This is a genomic window from Microbispora sp. H10830 (assembly GCF_014161375.1).
Taxonomy (GTDB): domain Bacteria; phylum Actinomycetota; class Actinomycetes; order Streptosporangiales; family Streptosporangiaceae; genus Microbispora; species Microbispora catharanthi.
On sequence record NZ_JABBWX010000004.1, the window covers coordinates 118,741 to 133,573 of the forward strand.

The window sequence follows — 14,833 nt, forward strand, 5'->3', positions numbered from 1 at the left end:
CGGCATCAAGTGATGTTCCATCTTTATGCCACGCTTTGGAATTAGTCGGTCATTCGCCGCCCCGGCCGCCATTATTGGCGCCACCATATCCGAATCGACACAGGGCGTGACCAACCGTGTATGCACACGTCATTGGCCGGACGGCAATGGTCTTTTACGGTGAGGTTCCCGCCGTCCCGTGGAGGCATTCCGTGGAACTCGTCGGAGCGTGGTCCCGGCGCCTCGCAGAGCGTCTGACACCTCATGAGATCGATTTCGCGGCAGAGGTCGGCGCCGCCTATGCCGAAGGCGGGGAACGCCGCCGCCGTCTTTTCACCACCGGAGACGGCGGCGAAACCGGGGGATTCGCGTCCGGCGCGGGAATAGGCGAGCTCCCGGCCATTCTCGACGCGCTGCGCGCCGCCGCCGATCACCTGCACACGTTTCTCGCGGACGGAATGATCGGAAACACGCTCGCCGTGTACGCCCTCATCGAGTCGCGACGTAGCGGCAGAACCCCTTCGCTTGAGCGAACCGCCGCCACCGGCGGCCCCTCGTCGCCGCCTGCCCAGATGAACCCCGACCAGGGGCGCCTGCTCGACCAGGCGATCGCCGTCCTGACGGAGCGCCTGATCGCTCACGGTCTCAGCAGGGAGAGGGCCGAGCAACAGACCTACCGGCTCCTGGAGACGGTCTTCGAACCGGGCAACACCCCGGAGGAGATCCAGGCGCTGCTCGCCGCTCTTCTGGCCACGTCCCCCGCGCTGCCTCTGCCGGAACACCGGCTCGGCGGGCCATCGCGTTCCTGGATGCTGCCGCCGTGGCTCTGGTTCTACCTGATCGCCTACCTTCTGGTCGGAGTGCCCGGGCTGATCGGCGACTGGATCCGCCAGGCCACCGACTACCGGACCCTGATCACGAACAGCCCTATGGGCGTCGCCCGCACGGCGGGCATCGTGCTCGGTGTCGCGAGCATCGCCCAGCTCTTCCCCGCGCTGATCCTGCTCGGGGCGATGGCGAGCCTGCTGCTGCCGGGGTTCCGCGGAAGAAGAGTGGAGCGGCGGCACGATCTGAGAGTCAGCGACAACCCGGTCATCGAGGAGATGGCCGCGTTCGTACGGCGGCAGGACCCTTCCGTCGAGATCAGGTTCAGCGAGAGTAACCGCATGACGGCGCGCGTCTATCCGGTGGGCTGGAAGCAGGCGCGGATCGCCGTCTTCCTCCCGCTGACCGTCCTGTGGCGGGCCGACCCCGAAGCGGCCGAGGCCGTACTGCTGCACGAGATCGCCCACCGTCGTCAACGCGATCACCACGTCGTCGGTCTCGCGAGCCCTTTCACCTGGCTGGTGCGCGTCTGGGGCCCGATCTTCGTAGTGGTCGGGCTGCTGCCGATCACCCTGTACGTCACGCTCGGAGGCGCGGCCGGGCGCCTGCTGACCGGGCAGCTCCTCGTCCACGCCGCCGTCGTCCCGAGGATGCTGCTCCTGCCGGTCGTGGCGCTGTGGCTGGCGGAACTCGGCGCGGATCGGCTGGCGGTCCGGCAGCGTGGCGCCGACGCGCTCATCCGGGCACTGGCCCTCGAACGGACCCTTCCCGGCGGCCGGCTGAGACGTGTCAGCAGAGTGCTCACCCACCCGCCGGCCGCGTTGCGCCGGAAGGTCGCCGGGGGGCGCTTCTGCGGCCTCACGGGGCTGGCCGTGGCGTGGCCGGCGACCTTCGTCGTCCGGCTCGTGCTGGTGTCGGCCCTCGCTCTGCCCGCGTTCATGCTCACCGGCGAGGACATCGGCGCCGCGATCGCCCACGTGTTCCAGAGCATCGTCAAAGGGCTCGCCTTCGACCGGCTCCTCCTGGGCGGGAGCACGGTGCTGCTGGTCGTCTGGCCGTGGATCGTACGGACACGACACGCCGGCGATCGCAATTCTCAGTTCGCTCCCTATGCACTGGCCGCCGTCCTTCCTCTGGCGCTCTATATGACGAGTTTCATCTGAAACACGGCCCTTGATCGACGGTACGACAAGGAGGGAATTCTCCATGAGCAGAAAAGCACGGAAACGCGGATCAGCGGCTGCCGTGTCGGTGACCGCGGTGCTCGGGGCGGTGATCCCGGCCGGCCCGGCGACCGGCGCGCAGTCCGCGCTACAGATCTATCGCGGCACCGCCACCGTGGTGGTCGACTCATACGACTACTGCGGAGGTCCCCTCTCGGGCGAGCACCGGTTCATCGGCACCAGCCGATACAGGATGGCCGCGAAATTCATCACCGGCCCACCCAAGTCCGCCGCGGGCCGGGTCGAGCGCAATCCCTTCTACTGGGAGTTCTACGTGGGGAACATCGGAGCCGTCGGATCTTTCCAATTCGGCTCCGCCCACGTCGTCACCGCGTCGGCCCGCGATCTCGGCGGCAACGTACGCGACCCGAACCTCTTGCTCGGCTACTGGGTCACCGGCCGATCGGGCACCTCCTGGTCCGGCAAGCTGGTCGACAGCCATCGCGCCGAGGGGGCCACGTTCAACCACTTCTACGGAGAGAAGACCATCGTCCCTTGCCGTAATCTCGGCACGTCCCCCTTCCTCTACGCCGTCAACGCCGGGGCGACGGTATCGGGCCGAGTGAGCTCGGGGAGCGCGGCGTTCACCATCCGCGGCTCGACCTACGGCGACAACTACCGGTTCCGGATCACGTTCGGCTGACGGGAACGTTCCGCGGGACGGGGTACGACAATCCAGGACCCCACCACGCCCGGGCGTACGGAGGTGTCGGCCTATGAAGGGACGTGTTCTGCCGGCGGCCCTGCTGACGGCCGATCTGCTGGTCGGCCTGGGCGGCGCGTACGGCTCCGCCGCCTGGCCCGGGGCATCGTCTTCACCCGCCGCGCTCACCGCGCTCACCGTGCTCACCGGGCCTGCCGGCACGACACCGGCGGCCGTCCACAACGACCAGGACGTCATGTTCGCCCGGATGATGATCCCGCATCATCGTCAGGCGGTGGAGATGGGAAGGTTGGCCGAGGGCCGCGCGGCGGACGCCCGGGTCGCGCGGCTCGCCCGGCGGATCGAGGCCGCGCAGGCTCCCGAGATCCGGACGATGAGCGGCTGGCTCACGGCCTGGGGCGAGCGGGTGCCCGGTGAGAGCCCCGCGCCGGAGCACCACGCCATGCCCGGAATGATGTCCCCCGAGGACATGCGGCGTCTCGCGGGGCTGTCCGGACGGGCCTTCGACCGGGCCTTCCTCACGATGATGATCCGGCACCACGAGGGCGCCGTCGCCATGGCGCGCGACGAGCTGCGCACCGGGGTCTACGAGCCGGCCCGGCGGATGGCGGCGTCCATCGTCTCCAGCCAGTCGGCCGAGATCAGGGAGATGAAGGGCCTGCTGGGTTAGCGCGGCCCGAGTCGACGACGTGCCACGGTGATCCGCCGCTCAGGAAGGCGGCGGGACGTGACCGTGGGGGGTCGTCGTGGAAGGTCATCGTGGGAGGTCATCGCTTGCGGTGCCGTCCGCCGGACGTCGCCGCCGCGGCCTTGAACCGGAGCCCGGTCACGGCGGTGGAGACCACCGCGAACAGCAGACCGGCCGGCAGGACGGCGTCCCCGGGCGACCACACGACGTCGAGGGACTTCCCCTGCGTGGCCGCCATGTTCCTGGTGGTGGGCGCCGCGGCGCGCTGGACGCTCGCGTTGACGGCCGCCACGGGCTGGATCGTCACCGGCGCCTTCGGCGCCACCTTGACCTTGCGCGGCAGGCCGTACCCCACGATCTTGCTCTTGTCGCGCACCTTGCGCTTCAGCCACACGCCGTCGACGTTGCCCTCGATCGTGTGGACCTTCCCGCCGGCGACCTTCTCGACGATGCCGACATGGTCGATGTCCCCGATCTTCTTGGACCCCGACCAGTCGAAGAAGACCACGGCGCCCGGCTCGGGCTTGTCGCTCCAGGCGTGGTGCTCCTTGAACCACTTGGCGTGCCGCGTGGTGAGCGCGAACTCGCCGACGTGGCCCTGCACCCCGGCCCGGTCGGCCGCCCAGGAGACGAACATGTCGCACCAGGGGGCGGTCTTGAAGTCGGAGTCCTTGGCGATGTTGTCGGCGTACCACTCGCCGAACTTCGTGTGTTTCCCTGCTCGTTCGCGGTAGCCCAGTTCGGGGCGGACGGCGTCGAGCAGCTGTCGAGCTATCGGATCGGTGGAAATCGGAGGCTCCTCATGGCGCGCTTCGAGACATGACGAACCGGCCCGCGGGGCGTGGCGGCATGACGGCATGACCGTCCGAGGACACGGCCGCGGCGGGGCGGAATCAGAAACGGGAAATGTGGCAGCCCGTCACGGGCGCGCCATCACCCCGGAAGCCTGGAGACGTTCCAGGGCGGGCATGTGGTCCGGCGACACGACGCGGACCGGGTGGGCAGGTGGAGCCGACACTCCACGCGCTCTCCTCTCCTTGGCCGCCTACCGGGTTAGCTGACGGGTTCGGGCCAGGAGTAGCCCTACCGGATGGTCCGGATTCACCCCAAGAGACGTGGGTCCCCGGTTCCCGGGATCGATGACTTCCGGGATTCGGCGGTCGCCGGTCGTCCTCGGGTTGAGGACCGCGCACCGGCGAGACACACGGGAAGCTTAATAGATAACAAGTAAGACACGACCAAAAACCCGGCAAAGAGCATCATTCTGGCCGCCGCCGTTCCGTGCTTCCGCAGGTCCTCACGGTCGCGGGCCGCCCGCGGTGAGATGCGCCACACAGCGCCGTACGGGCATGAGCGCCCGTACGGCGGGCGGGGCGAAGACGACACGGCCAGGCGGCCGTACCCCCGGACACGCCGTCGCGCCCGGCGGGCGGCGGTCCCCCGCCGGGCGCGATCAGACGGCGCGGGTCAGACTTCGAGCGACATGTACAGGCGGGTGCCGGCCGGCCGGAAGCCCACGCGTTCGTAGACCCGGCGGGATCCCTCGCCGCCGTACTCCAGCCACACCGACCGTGCTCCCCTGGCGAGCATCGCCTCGGCGAGCGTGGCGGTGACCGCGGCGGCGATGCCCCGCCCCCGGAAGCCGGGGCGGGTGCCGACGCCGGCGAGTTCCGACGTCTCCACGGCCGGAGCGGAGCACATGGCCGCTCCCGCGCAGCCGCCGCCTGGCGCCCGGACGAACCGGACCGCGCCGCCGCTCTCCTCCGTACGGCGCAGCCGGGCCGCGCCCTCCGGCGACGAGGCGAACTCCCCGCCGAACGCCTCCGACAGGGCGGCGTCGATCGCCGTGTAGTCCTCGTCCGTCGACGGCGTCTCCACCGGGAGAGCGGTTCGCGGCCTCGTCAGCGTGGCCGGGATGCAGACGAGGTAGTCGTGCACCGCCTCGACGGTGAACCCCGCCTCGCGAAGTGCGGGCTCCACGGCGGGCGCGGCGTCCGGGGCGAACTCGAGACGGGGCTTGAGCCCGCGCTCGCGGAACGACCCGATCAGCGCCGCGACGTCCCGCCCGCCCGGCCGGGCGCCGGGCAGGGGTGTCGCGTAGTTGACGTACGGGCTGGTGGTGCCGGGCTCCACGCCGAGGACGAAGCCCCCGATCTCGACGACTTCGGGACGGCGGCGAAGGTTGGCCACGGCGAAACTCTGGACATCGATGCCCACGGTGATATCGACCTCACGAATGACAAGGTGGAGCGGTTCGCCCGCCGCGCGGAGCGGAGGGTGAACGCGCATTTGAAGCCATCCCGGACGGGATGGAGAAGGTGCGCAGGGCACCGTCACGTGGGGCCGCCGTGAGACGTGAAGGCAGTGAGCCGATGACGCGGGAGGCGTACCGGTCAGTGCCGACGGCGGCCGCTGTGGGACGCCGAGAACATAGGCTTCATTCCTTCGCTGTTACCTGTGTGAAGCGCGCTCACTTTCCCACGCGGGTCGCTGAGCGCGCAAACCGTTATTTCCGGCCGGTCAGCGCGTCGCGGGGGCGAGCATGCCGACGAGGTCGGAGGCGTCGAGAGGGCGGATCACGGCGGGGTCGAGACGGGCAGGGTGCAGGGCGTAGACCTGTGCCCCCTCGCTCACCCGCACGTCGTCCTCCAGCACCACGGCGAGACCCGCTTCCGCCGCGCCGGCCTCCGTCGGCTGATCGGCCGCCTGCCGTACGCCGAGGCGGGAGGCGAAGGCGGCGGCGTCCTCGCCGGGACGACGCGCGTGCCGGCTCACGGCGCCGTCGCGGTGCCGTACGACGACCTCGCGGGCGCGGGCGGCGGCGTGCCAGCAGGCGACCTCCCACAGGGTGACGCGCTCGCCGAGACCGTAGGCGTCCTCGGCGGCCGCGCCCAGACGGGCGAGCTGCTCCTCGTGTTCGTACACGTTGTGGAACCCGCCGAACGCGGACACGTTGAGGTCCACCCAGCGCATCGTGCGCGACCAGAGGTCGGCGACGAGCGGGACGAGGATCTTGGCCGGGCCGGTCAGGTCGAAGCGCTGCCGTACGGCGAGCGGGTCGAACAGGCCGTCCGGATCGTCCATGAACCCGGCGAAACCGCGGGCCAGTTCGTCGAACGGCACGTCGTTGTAACTGAACACGACGGGCACCACGTAGCGGCCGCCTGTCGCGCGCAGCGCGGCCACGTCGAGGTCCACGAACTCCGACGCGCCCAGCGGCTCGGGCGCGGAGGTCAGATCCCCGGAGTGGACGGCGGCGCTCGCGCCGAGCCGCAGGTTCGTGTAGTCGCACAGCCCGACGAACTCCCACCGCGCGTCGAACACCGCCACCGACAGGTCCAGGTCGATCATGCGATCCGCGGGCTCCGCCCAGTGCAGGAACAGCCGGATCCGCGCACCGTCCGGGAGCGGCCTGACGCTGCCGCGCGGCAGCCGTACCAGCGAGGCCGAGGCGGACCGCTCGGCCTCCGGCGCGAGCAGGTCGGCCAGCTCCTCGTCCAGCAGCGCGGTCTCGACGGGCGGCAGCGCGGCGGCCCGGCGCAGCATCTCGCCGGTCAGCACGGCGGACAGGGCGGCCACGGTCTCGGGGGCGAGCTCCTCGCGGGCGTCGGGCTCGGCCCAGATCCGCGCCGCTCCCCCGCGCGGCAGGAACATGCGGGTCCCGCCGGGTGGCGTACGCAACTGGCCCAGGGTGGCGATCAGCACGGCCGGGGAGACGTGCGGCGCGGCGGCGCGCAGGGCCTCGGCGAGGTCGGCGGCGGGCAGGCGGCGGGCGAGATCGGCGGTGCGCCGCAGCAGCTCTCCCGGCCGGCGCGCCAGCAGGGCGAGGGCCTCGCGGGGATCGGTCCGCAGCGCGGCCTCGAACCGCCCCGCGAACGTGCGGGCGCGCAGCCGTACACCGTCGAACGACAGCAGGTCCCCGTGGGCCGCCGCGCGCTCCAGCAGGACGTCCGCCATCGGCGTGCCCTTCCGCAGCGGGGTGCCGCGCAGCACGGCGAACGCCAGGGCCGCGTCCGGGTGACGCCGGTGGAACTCGTGCGGGTGCAGCACCTCCGCCATGTGCCGCCACTGCGCGGGGTAGCGGTGCAGGTCCTCGATCAGGTACGGCAGCGCCTGCCGGTCCAGCGCGGCGAGGAGCGCGCGGCGCACCGGCCGGGACAGGCTCGTGCGGCGCGGGAGGCGGGCGCGCAACCCGGGGTCGCCGCCCATGAGGGCGTGGAGCAGCCGCAGCACGTCGGTCGCCGTGTCGGCGTGCCGAGTGAGCAGGGCCAGGTCGCCGTGCCGTACGGCCGCGGCCAGGACGACGGCACGGGTCTCGCGGGCCGGGATCCGCTCGGGAAGCCAGCCGGCCGACTCGGGCCAGAAGCGATCGACGATCTCGGCGACGACCGCCCTGTCCTCCGCGCGCGGCGCCGCCTGCCGGGACAGCAGCGGACCCAGCAGGTCGCGGGCCCGGGTGGCGGGGTCGTCGCACAGCCCGAGCAGGGTCAGCGTCTCCGGCACCCGGCCGCTCCACCTGACGGCCGGGGCGTAGACGTCGTCGGCCGGGCGCAGGAAGGGATCACCGGGGTCGATCCGGCGATGGCAGATCGGGCAGGCGCTGTAGTCCGCGCCGTCCCAGCACGCGCGGCAGACGAGGTGCGCGCACGGCGACACCGGATGGACGGCGGCGACCTCCCCGCACAGCACGCACGGCTGCTCCGGCCGCTGGAGCAGCACGGAGAACACCCTGCGGACGAACATCTCCACCGTGTCGGCGGGGACCGACTCCGGGAAGCGGCGGAACAGCGGCGTGTGCACGACGCGCCCGCCCAGCTGAGCCGACAGGGCGGAGACGAGCGCGCGGCCCGCCTGCCCGAGATCCCCGGCGTCCAACTCGGCCATCCGGGCACGCAGCGGCGCGCTCAGCACGTGCCCCAGCTGGAGCAGGTCGGCCTCCAGCGCGACCACCCCGTCGGCGACGGTGGCGAGGGGCCGTTCCCGGCGGGACGAGCGCGACGAACGGCCGGCGCCCTCGGGGCCCGGGACGGCGGCTTCCCGCTCGACGGCGGGAACGAGGGCGGCGGGGACGAGAAGGTCGGGGGCGACCAGCCGCTGCCGCAGCAGCAGCTCCGCCAGCCGGTCCAACGGGCATCCTCCCTGGGTACGAGCGATCGGACGGGCACCGGGAAAGTGAGACGGGGCGGAGAACGGACGCACTAAAGCGATTAAAAGATCGAGAAGGAAGCACGTCCAGGAGCCGCCCCTTGGCCCGCCACCCTAGCCCGCCGCCCGATCTTGTGTCGTCCCCTTTTTGTTCGCGACCTCCCTCGCTTGGGATTCGGCGGCCCGCGTGGCGCTCACGTACGTCGCGGGACGGCAGGTGTACGCGGCATGACCCGGTTCTGTCCCGCACTCGGGGATGTCGGCCGGAAGGCGGGGAAGGGCCGGCGAGAGGACGGCGCGACGGGATTCGCCGTCGCGCCTCCACATTGGAGGGAAGCCATGTCCCCGCTGTCCGTAGTCTCGCCGCCGCCCGGGGTGTTCCTGCTGTTCGGGCAGGTCGCCGACCTGGGCTGGGTCGCCGTCAAGACACTGCTCCTGTACGCGACCGCCGTCGCCGGGCTGCGCCTCACCAAGCGCCGCATGATCGCCGAACTGTCGCCGTTCGACTTCGTCGCGGCGGTCGCGGTGGGCGCGATCGTGGGCCGCACCGCGACGGCGTCCGACACCTCGTATCTCACCGGGGCCGCCGCCCTGCTCACGGTGATCGCCGTCCACGCCGTCGTGACCCAGGTGAGGTTGCGGTCCCCGTCACCGCACTGGTTCGACCACAAGCCCCGGATCCTGGTGGACGCGGGCGAGATCCAGCGGGGGCAGCTGCGGCGGTGCGGTCTCACCGAGCCCGACCTGTACGTGATCCTGCGCCAGCACGGCGTCGCCTCGCTCTCCTCGGTCCGATACGTGATCTTCGAGCCGAAGGGGGCGGTGAGCGTCGTCACGAAGGATCGTCCGGTGGGCGACGTCACCCGGCAGGGGCTGCGGCACCCGCCGCGCATGTGACGAGGTGGACACGGCGGGGCGAAGGAGCCCTCCCCCGCCGGTCACCTGCCGTACGCCGCCTGCCGAGGCACGGCGGCTACCATTCGCCGCCCGGTGCGCCGACCCCCCGCCGCCGGCCGCCGTGCTCGTGCTGCCGGTAGTTCGCGGCGAACGCCAGCGCGCCGAGGCCGAACAGGAAGATGATCGCCCCGGTGACCACGTTGTCCCAGATGGTCGCCGTGGTCGCCGGCTGGCCGCGGATCACCCACGGCGCGATGATCGTCCAGACGCCGAGCACCGGCACCACCCAGCTCATGCCGTACGTGCGGCCGAAGGCGGACGCGCAGCCCATCGCGAGCGCCGCGACCGTCAGCCCGACGATCAGGTTGTTGATCGCCAGAGCGCCGAGACCGCTGAAGCCCACGATCCACGGCGAGATGGCGAGATAGACCCCGGCGAGGAACGTCACTCCGTCCATTACCTGCGCGGGAGCGGTCGATCCCGCGCGGTCGTACGTCTGGCGCAGCTCCGTCACGTCCGGGCGGCGTGCCAGACCTGGTCGCACCATGTCGCGTCACCTCTTCTCCCAGACGGGCCGGGCGAAGACCCGGACCCCTCGGTTGCATCATCCAACGCCGCAGGTGGCGGAGGGGAGGTCGCGAGATGCGCAGGAAACAGATGGAGGATATCTGTCAGTCAGATGTCCCCGGCGGGGCCAGCGCCTGGGCCGCGTTCACGATGGAGACGTGGCTGTACGCCTGGGGGAAGTTGCCGGCCTGACGCCCCTTGCGGACGTCGTACTCCTCCGACAGCAGGCCGACGTCGTTGCGCAGGGACAGCAGGCGCTCGAACAGGCGCCGCGACCGTTCGCGCCGGCCGAGCAGGGCGAGCGCGTGGGCGAGCCAGAAGGAGCAGGCGATGAAGACGCCCTCCCCGCCCGGCAGTTCGTCCACGTCGTCGGCCTCGGGCCGGTAGCGCAGGACGAGGCCGTCCTCCGTCAGTTCGCGGCACACGGCGTCGACGGTGCCCGCCACGCGAGGGTCGTCCAGGGGCAGGAAGCCGAGCCGGGGAATGAGCAGCAGCGCGGCGTCGAGGCCCTTCGACCCGTAGAACTGGGTGAAGGTGTTGCGGTCGGGGTCGTAGCCGTGCGCGCACACGTCCCGGTGGATCTCCTCGCGCAGGGCGCGCCAGCGGCGGGCGGGACCGTCCTGGCCCTGCGTCTCGACCGAGCGGACCATGCGGTCCGCCGCCACCCAGGCGAAGATCTTGGAGTGGACGAAGTCGCGGCGCGGGCCGCGCACCTCCCACAGCCCGTTGTCGGGCTCCCGCCACGCCCCCTCCAGATACTCCATGAGCGCGCACTGCAGGTCCCACGCCTCCTCGTCCGGCCGCAGGCCCGCCTCCCTGGCCTGGTAGAGGCAGTCGATCACCTCGCCGTACACGTCGAGCTGGAACTGCCGCGAGGCGGCGTTGCCGATCCGCACCGGCCGCGAGCCCTCGTATCCCGGCAGCCAGTCGACGGTCCACTCGGGAATGTGCCTGCTGCCGTCGACCGTGTACATGATCTGCAGGTCGGCCGGGTCTCCGGCGACGGCCCGCAGCAGCCAGTCGCGCCAGGCCGTCGCCTCGTCCGCGTATCCCGCGCCCATCAGCGCCTGAAGGGTGAACGACGCGTCCCGCAGCCAGCTGTAGCGGTAGTCCCAGTTGCGCGGGCCGCCGATCTGCTCGGGCAGCGAGGTCGTGGGCGCCGCGACGATGCCGCCGGTGGGGGCGTACGTGAGCGCCTTGAGCGCGAGGAGGCTGCTGCCCACGGCCTCGCCGTACCTCCCCTGGTAGCCGCACCGGCCGAGCCACTGCTTCCACAGCCGATCGGTGGCGGCCAGCTCCTCGTCCGCCTCCAGCCGCCGCGGCCGGCCCTGCCACGACTGCTGCCAGGTGAGCACGAACGGCACCCGGTCTCCCGCCGCGACGGTGAAGGAGGCGGTCGTCCCGCGGAGGCGGGAGTCGTGGGTGAGCTCGACGGGCGACTGGAGCCAGGCCGCGTTCGGACCGGCGACGACGGCCAGCTCTCCCTCACGGTGCCGCACCCAGGGGATCACGGCGCCGTATTCGAAGCGCAGCAGCAGTTCCGTGCGCATCTCCACCCGGCCCCGCACGCCTTCCACGATCCGTACGAGGTCGGGCGCCTCCCCGCGCGGCGGCATGAAGTCGAGGACCCGCACGCACCCGCCGGGGAGGTCCCAGGTCGTCTCCAGGACCAGCGTGCCGTCGCGGTAGCGGCGCCCGGTGCACGTCCCCTCGCCCGCCGGGGCCAGCAGCCAGCGCCCCGCCGGGCGGCCGCCCAGGAGCGCCGCGAAGCAGGCTCCGGAGTCGAACCGCGGCAGGCACAGCCAGTCGACCGAGCCGTCGCGGCCGACCAGGGCGGCCGTGTGCATGTCGCCGATGAGCGCGTAGTCCTCGATGCGCATCGTCCTCCCCCGTCGCGACGCGAGCGGGACTTACCCGGTCATCAGGGGACGAACCCGGCGATCAGCCGAGGACGTACCGCTCGACGAACTCGTTGGCGAAGACGCCGCGCGGGTCGTAGTGCCGCGCCAGCGCCGCGAAGTCGTCCAGGCGCTCGTAGCGGGAGTGCAGGACGTCCGCGGGAAGGGTGAACAGCTTCCCCCAGTGGGGCCGCGCGCCGAACGGCGCCAGGCACTCCTCGATCGCGGTGAGCACGGGCGTCACGGCGGCGGTGTCCTTGATCCAGGTGAAGTGGAAGGCCACGGTGTCGCGGCCCTGGCTCGGGCTCAGCCACAGGTCGTCCGCGGCGATCGTGCGGATCTCGGAGATCTGCAGGACCGGGGCGATGCGGTCGCGGATCCCGTCGAGGGCGCGGAACGCCGCGGCCGCGTGCCGCCGGGGCACCATGTACTCCGCCTGGAGCTCCTCGCCGCTGCTGGGGGTGAAGTCGGGCCGGAAGTGCGGCAGGCGCTCGAACCAGGGGCCGGGGACGCCCATCTGGGCCGTGCAGTGCACCGCGGACATGCCGGGCACGGGGTGCCTCGGGCCGTCGGCCGGCGTCGCCCCGAAGAAGCCGCCGCCCGCCTCGGCGAGGTCCGCGCCGGCCCGCTCCTTCACCCAGACCTGGTTGATCCGGGAGGTCCGCCAGTCGGTGAACAGGCTGACGCTGTACGCGGCGGACATGACGGCGTCGAACTGGTCGTCCAGCACCTCGGCCGGCAGGCCCTCGTACACGCGCTGGCGGACGTCGAACGACGGCACGACGTCGAGCGTCATGGCGACGACGACGCCGAGGGCGCCCAGCGCGACGACGGCCCCGGCGAACCGGTCGCCGTCCGCGTCGCGGCTCAGCGTGACGAGGTCGCCGTCCGCGGTCACCATCTCGATCGCGCGTACGGAGGTGGCGAGACCGCCGTTGGCGTCGCCCGAGCCGTGGGTGCCGGTCGCGCAGGAGCCCGCGACCGAGATGTGCGGCAGGGACGCGAGGTTGGGCAGGGCGTAGCCCTTGTCGTGCAGACGGCGGCCCAGCTCGCCGTACCGGACGCTCGCGGCGACCCGCACGGTGGACGACCCGCCGTCGATCTCGATCTCCGGCGGCAGCGCGTCGAGCGAGATCAGCGCGCCCGGGGAGTCGGCGATGTGATTGAAGGAGTGGCCGCTGCCCAGCACGCGGGCCTTCTCGCTCCGCGCCACCAGGGCGCGCACCTCCTCGACCGAGGAGGGCCGCTCGACCGCCGCGGCCGCGAAGCTGATGTTGCCTGCCCAGTTTGTCACCAAATGAGTCACAGAGGAGTTCTACCGGAACATCGCGCCCGTGTGCTCCCGCTGACCGGAACTCTGCGGGGCGTACGGTCAGGCGCCGCGGCCGGGGAGGCTGGCGAGATACCAGTCGACGAGCTTGAGCCGCTCGTCGGCCAGCCTCGCCTCCACCTCGGCCTGGGTCTTCGGCGCGCCCAGCAGCACGTCGTCGCCCGGCCGCCAGTTGGCCGGGCAGGAGACACCGTCACGGTCGGCCGTCTGCAGCGCGTCCACGAGCCTGAGGATCTCGGGGACCATCCGCCCCGCGTTCATCGGGTAGTAGAGGATCGCGCGGACGACCGACTCCGGGTCGATCACGAACACCGCGCGGACCGCCGCCGTCGCCGACGCCTTCGGGTGGAGCATGCCGTACGCGCGGGACACCCGCGTGTCGAGGTCGGCGATGATCGGGAAGGGGATCCTCACGCCGAGCCTGTCCTCGATCGCCCGCGTCCAGGCGAGATGGCTGTGCACGGAGTCGACCGAGTTGCCGAGCAGGGCGACGTCGCGGGCGGCGAACTCCTCCGCCAGCTCGGTGAACGCGACGAACTCGGTGGTGCACACCGGGGTGAAGTCGGCCGGGTGGCTGAACAGCACCAGCCACCGCCCGGCGTAGTCGGCGAGCCGGACCGGCCCGTGGGTGCTCTCGGCCTCGAAGTCCGGCGCCCTGTCGCCGATGAGCGGAAGCCGGGTGGGTTCCGCCTCCGGCGTCGTCGTGGGGTTCACCGCAGAGGTCGCGGCAGAGGTCATGGTCGCTTCCTTTCCGCGTCACGCCGCCCGGAGTGGGGCCGGCCCGCGAGTGCCGGCGCGGATGCGAGGCGGTCGCCGCTCTCGTCGCGGCGTCCACGCGTTCGTCCACCGCGTCGTCCACCGGGCCCGTACCCGCGAAGACCGGTGGCGACCACGACTGTTTCGCCCCGATTCGGTAATGCCGCAGGTCATGAGGGTCCGTGCCGGGCGGGAATGAACGAGGGACGGGAAGGGGGACGCCATGCCGACGACCGGGGTCAGCCATCCGCTGTTCGCCCGCTTCTACACGTGGTTCAGCCAGGTGCTCGACCGGCAGGGCATGTACGGGCAGCGCGAGGCGCTGGTGGCGGGGCTGTCTGGCCGGGTGATCGAGGTCGGCGCGGGCAACGGGCTGAACTTCGCCCACTATCCGCCGTCCGTCACCGGCGTGCTGGCCGTCGAGCCCGAACCGCGGCTGCGGGCGGTCGCCCGCCAGGCGGCCCGTGAAGCGCGGGCGCGGATCGAGGTCGTCAGCGGCCTGGCCGACCGGCTCCCGGCCGCCGGCGGCGGGTTCGACGCGGCGGTGGTGTCGTTCGTGCTGTGCTCGCTGCCCGACCCCGTCACCGGGCTGCGGGAGATCCGCCGCGTGCTGGTCCCCGGCGGGCGGCTGCGCTTCCTCGAACACGTCCGCGCCGGGCCCACGGGCTGGGCCAGGGCGCAGGACCTGCTGGACGCGACCGTGTGGCCGTGCCTGACCGGCGGCTGCCACACGGGCCGCGACAGCGTGGCGGCCGTCGAGGCGGCCGGCTTCACCGTCGAGTCGCTGGAGCACTTCGTCTTCCCCGCCCGCGTCCGCAGCCCCATCTCCTTCTGCGTACGCGGCGAGGCCCGGTCCTGAGA

Annotated in this window: 12 protein-coding genes and 1 riboswitch; of the genes, 5 read left to right on the forward strand and 7 right to left on the reverse strand. The window is 72.0% G+C overall.

The window, feature by feature from the left end; genetic code table 11:
• Positions 1–191 precede the first annotated feature (191 nt).
• The 3 genes from HHX35_RS44590 to HHX35_RS12915 all read left to right on the forward strand — a co-directional run bounded on the left by HHX35_RS44590 (position 192) and on the right by HHX35_RS12915 (position 3,361).
• Complete coding sequence (locus tag HHX35_RS44590) at positions 192–1,967, forward strand: M48 family metalloprotease (protein WP_182899084.1); 1,776 nt, start codon at positions 192–194, stop codon at positions 1,965–1,967.
• A gap of 43 nt (positions 1,968–2,010) precedes the next feature.
• Positions 2,011–2,670 carry a hypothetical protein gene (locus tag HHX35_RS12910; protein WP_139575080.1) on the forward strand — a complete coding sequence of 220 codons (660 nt, stop codon included), beginning with the start codon at positions 2,011–2,013 and terminating at the stop codon, positions 2,668–2,670.
• A 73-nt stretch (positions 2,671–2,743) separates the two neighbouring features.
• Complete coding sequence (locus tag HHX35_RS12915) at positions 2,744–3,361, forward strand: DUF305 domain-containing protein (RefSeq protein WP_182899085.1); 618 nt, start codon at positions 2,744–2,746, stop codon at positions 3,359–3,361.
• 97 nt (positions 3,362–3,458) lie between these two features.
• On the opposite strand, the gene HHX35_RS12920 is transcribed toward HHX35_RS12915, so the two are convergent.
• From HHX35_RS12920 to HHX35_RS12930, 3 genes are all read right to left on the reverse strand, one after another.
• The gene (locus HHX35_RS12920) at positions 3,459–4,238 is read right to left on the reverse strand and encodes a CHAP domain-containing protein (RefSeq protein ID WP_182899086.1); all 780 of its coding nucleotides are present in this window, start codon (positions 4,236–4,238) and stop codon (positions 3,459–3,461) included.
• Between the two features lie 167 nt (positions 4,239–4,405).
• A riboswitch (cyclic di-AMP (ydaO/yuaA leader) is annotated at positions 4,406–4,548 on the reverse strand.
• Between the two features lie 298 nt (positions 4,549–4,846).
• Entirely contained in the window at positions 4,847–5,569 is a 723-nt protein-coding gene (locus HHX35_RS12925; RefSeq protein ID WP_220505356.1) for a GNAT family N-acetyltransferase, read from the reverse strand.
• Positions 5,570–5,899: 330 nt separating this feature from the next.
• Positions 5,900–8,506: an MXAN_6230/SCO0854 family RING domain-containing protein gene (locus HHX35_RS12930; protein WP_182899088.1), complete on the reverse strand. Its 2,607-nt coding sequence runs from the start codon at positions 8,504–8,506 to the stop codon at positions 5,900–5,902.
• A gap of 357 nt (positions 8,507–8,863) precedes the next feature.
• Between HHX35_RS12930 and HHX35_RS12935 the strand changes: the two genes are divergently transcribed.
• Positions 8,864–9,421 carry a DUF421 domain-containing protein gene (locus HHX35_RS12935; protein WP_182899089.1) on the forward strand — a complete coding sequence of 186 codons (558 nt, stop codon included), beginning with the start codon at positions 8,864–8,866 and terminating at the stop codon, positions 9,419–9,421.
• A 76-nt stretch (positions 9,422–9,497) separates the two neighbouring features.
• Here HHX35_RS12935 and HHX35_RS12940 read toward each other — a convergent pair whose 3' ends face one another.
• The 4 genes from HHX35_RS12940 to HHX35_RS12955 form a co-directional block, all read right to left on the reverse strand.
• On the reverse strand, positions 9,498–9,968 hold the full coding sequence (locus HHX35_RS12940; protein ID WP_182899090.1) for an SPW repeat protein: 471 nt from the start codon (positions 9,966–9,968) through the stop codon (positions 9,498–9,500).
• Positions 9,969–10,092: 124 nt separating this feature from the next.
• The gene (locus HHX35_RS12945) at positions 10,093–11,868 is read right to left on the reverse strand and encodes a glycoside hydrolase family 15 protein (protein ID WP_182899091.1); all 1,776 of its coding nucleotides are present in this window, start codon (positions 11,866–11,868) and stop codon (positions 10,093–10,095) included.
• Positions 11,869–11,929: 61 nt separating this feature from the next.
• Positions 11,930–13,183, reverse strand: coding sequence for a D-arabinono-1,4-lactone oxidase (locus HHX35_RS12950; protein WP_220505403.1), 1,254 nt, complete (start codon positions 13,181–13,183; stop codon positions 11,930–11,932).
• A 75-nt stretch (positions 13,184–13,258) separates the two neighbouring features.
• Positions 13,259–13,954 (reverse strand): peroxiredoxin, encoded by a 696-nt coding sequence (locus HHX35_RS12955; protein ID WP_182899093.1) that lies wholly within the window; start codon positions 13,952–13,954, stop codon positions 13,259–13,261.
• A gap of 241 nt (positions 13,955–14,195) precedes the next feature.
• On the opposite strand from HHX35_RS12955, the gene HHX35_RS12960 reads away from it, so the two are divergent.
• A complete protein-coding gene (locus HHX35_RS12960; protein WP_182899094.1) occupies positions 14,196–14,831 on the forward strand; it encodes a class I SAM-dependent methyltransferase in 636 nt (211 codons plus the stop codon).
• Positions 14,832–14,833: the final 2 nt, after the last annotated feature.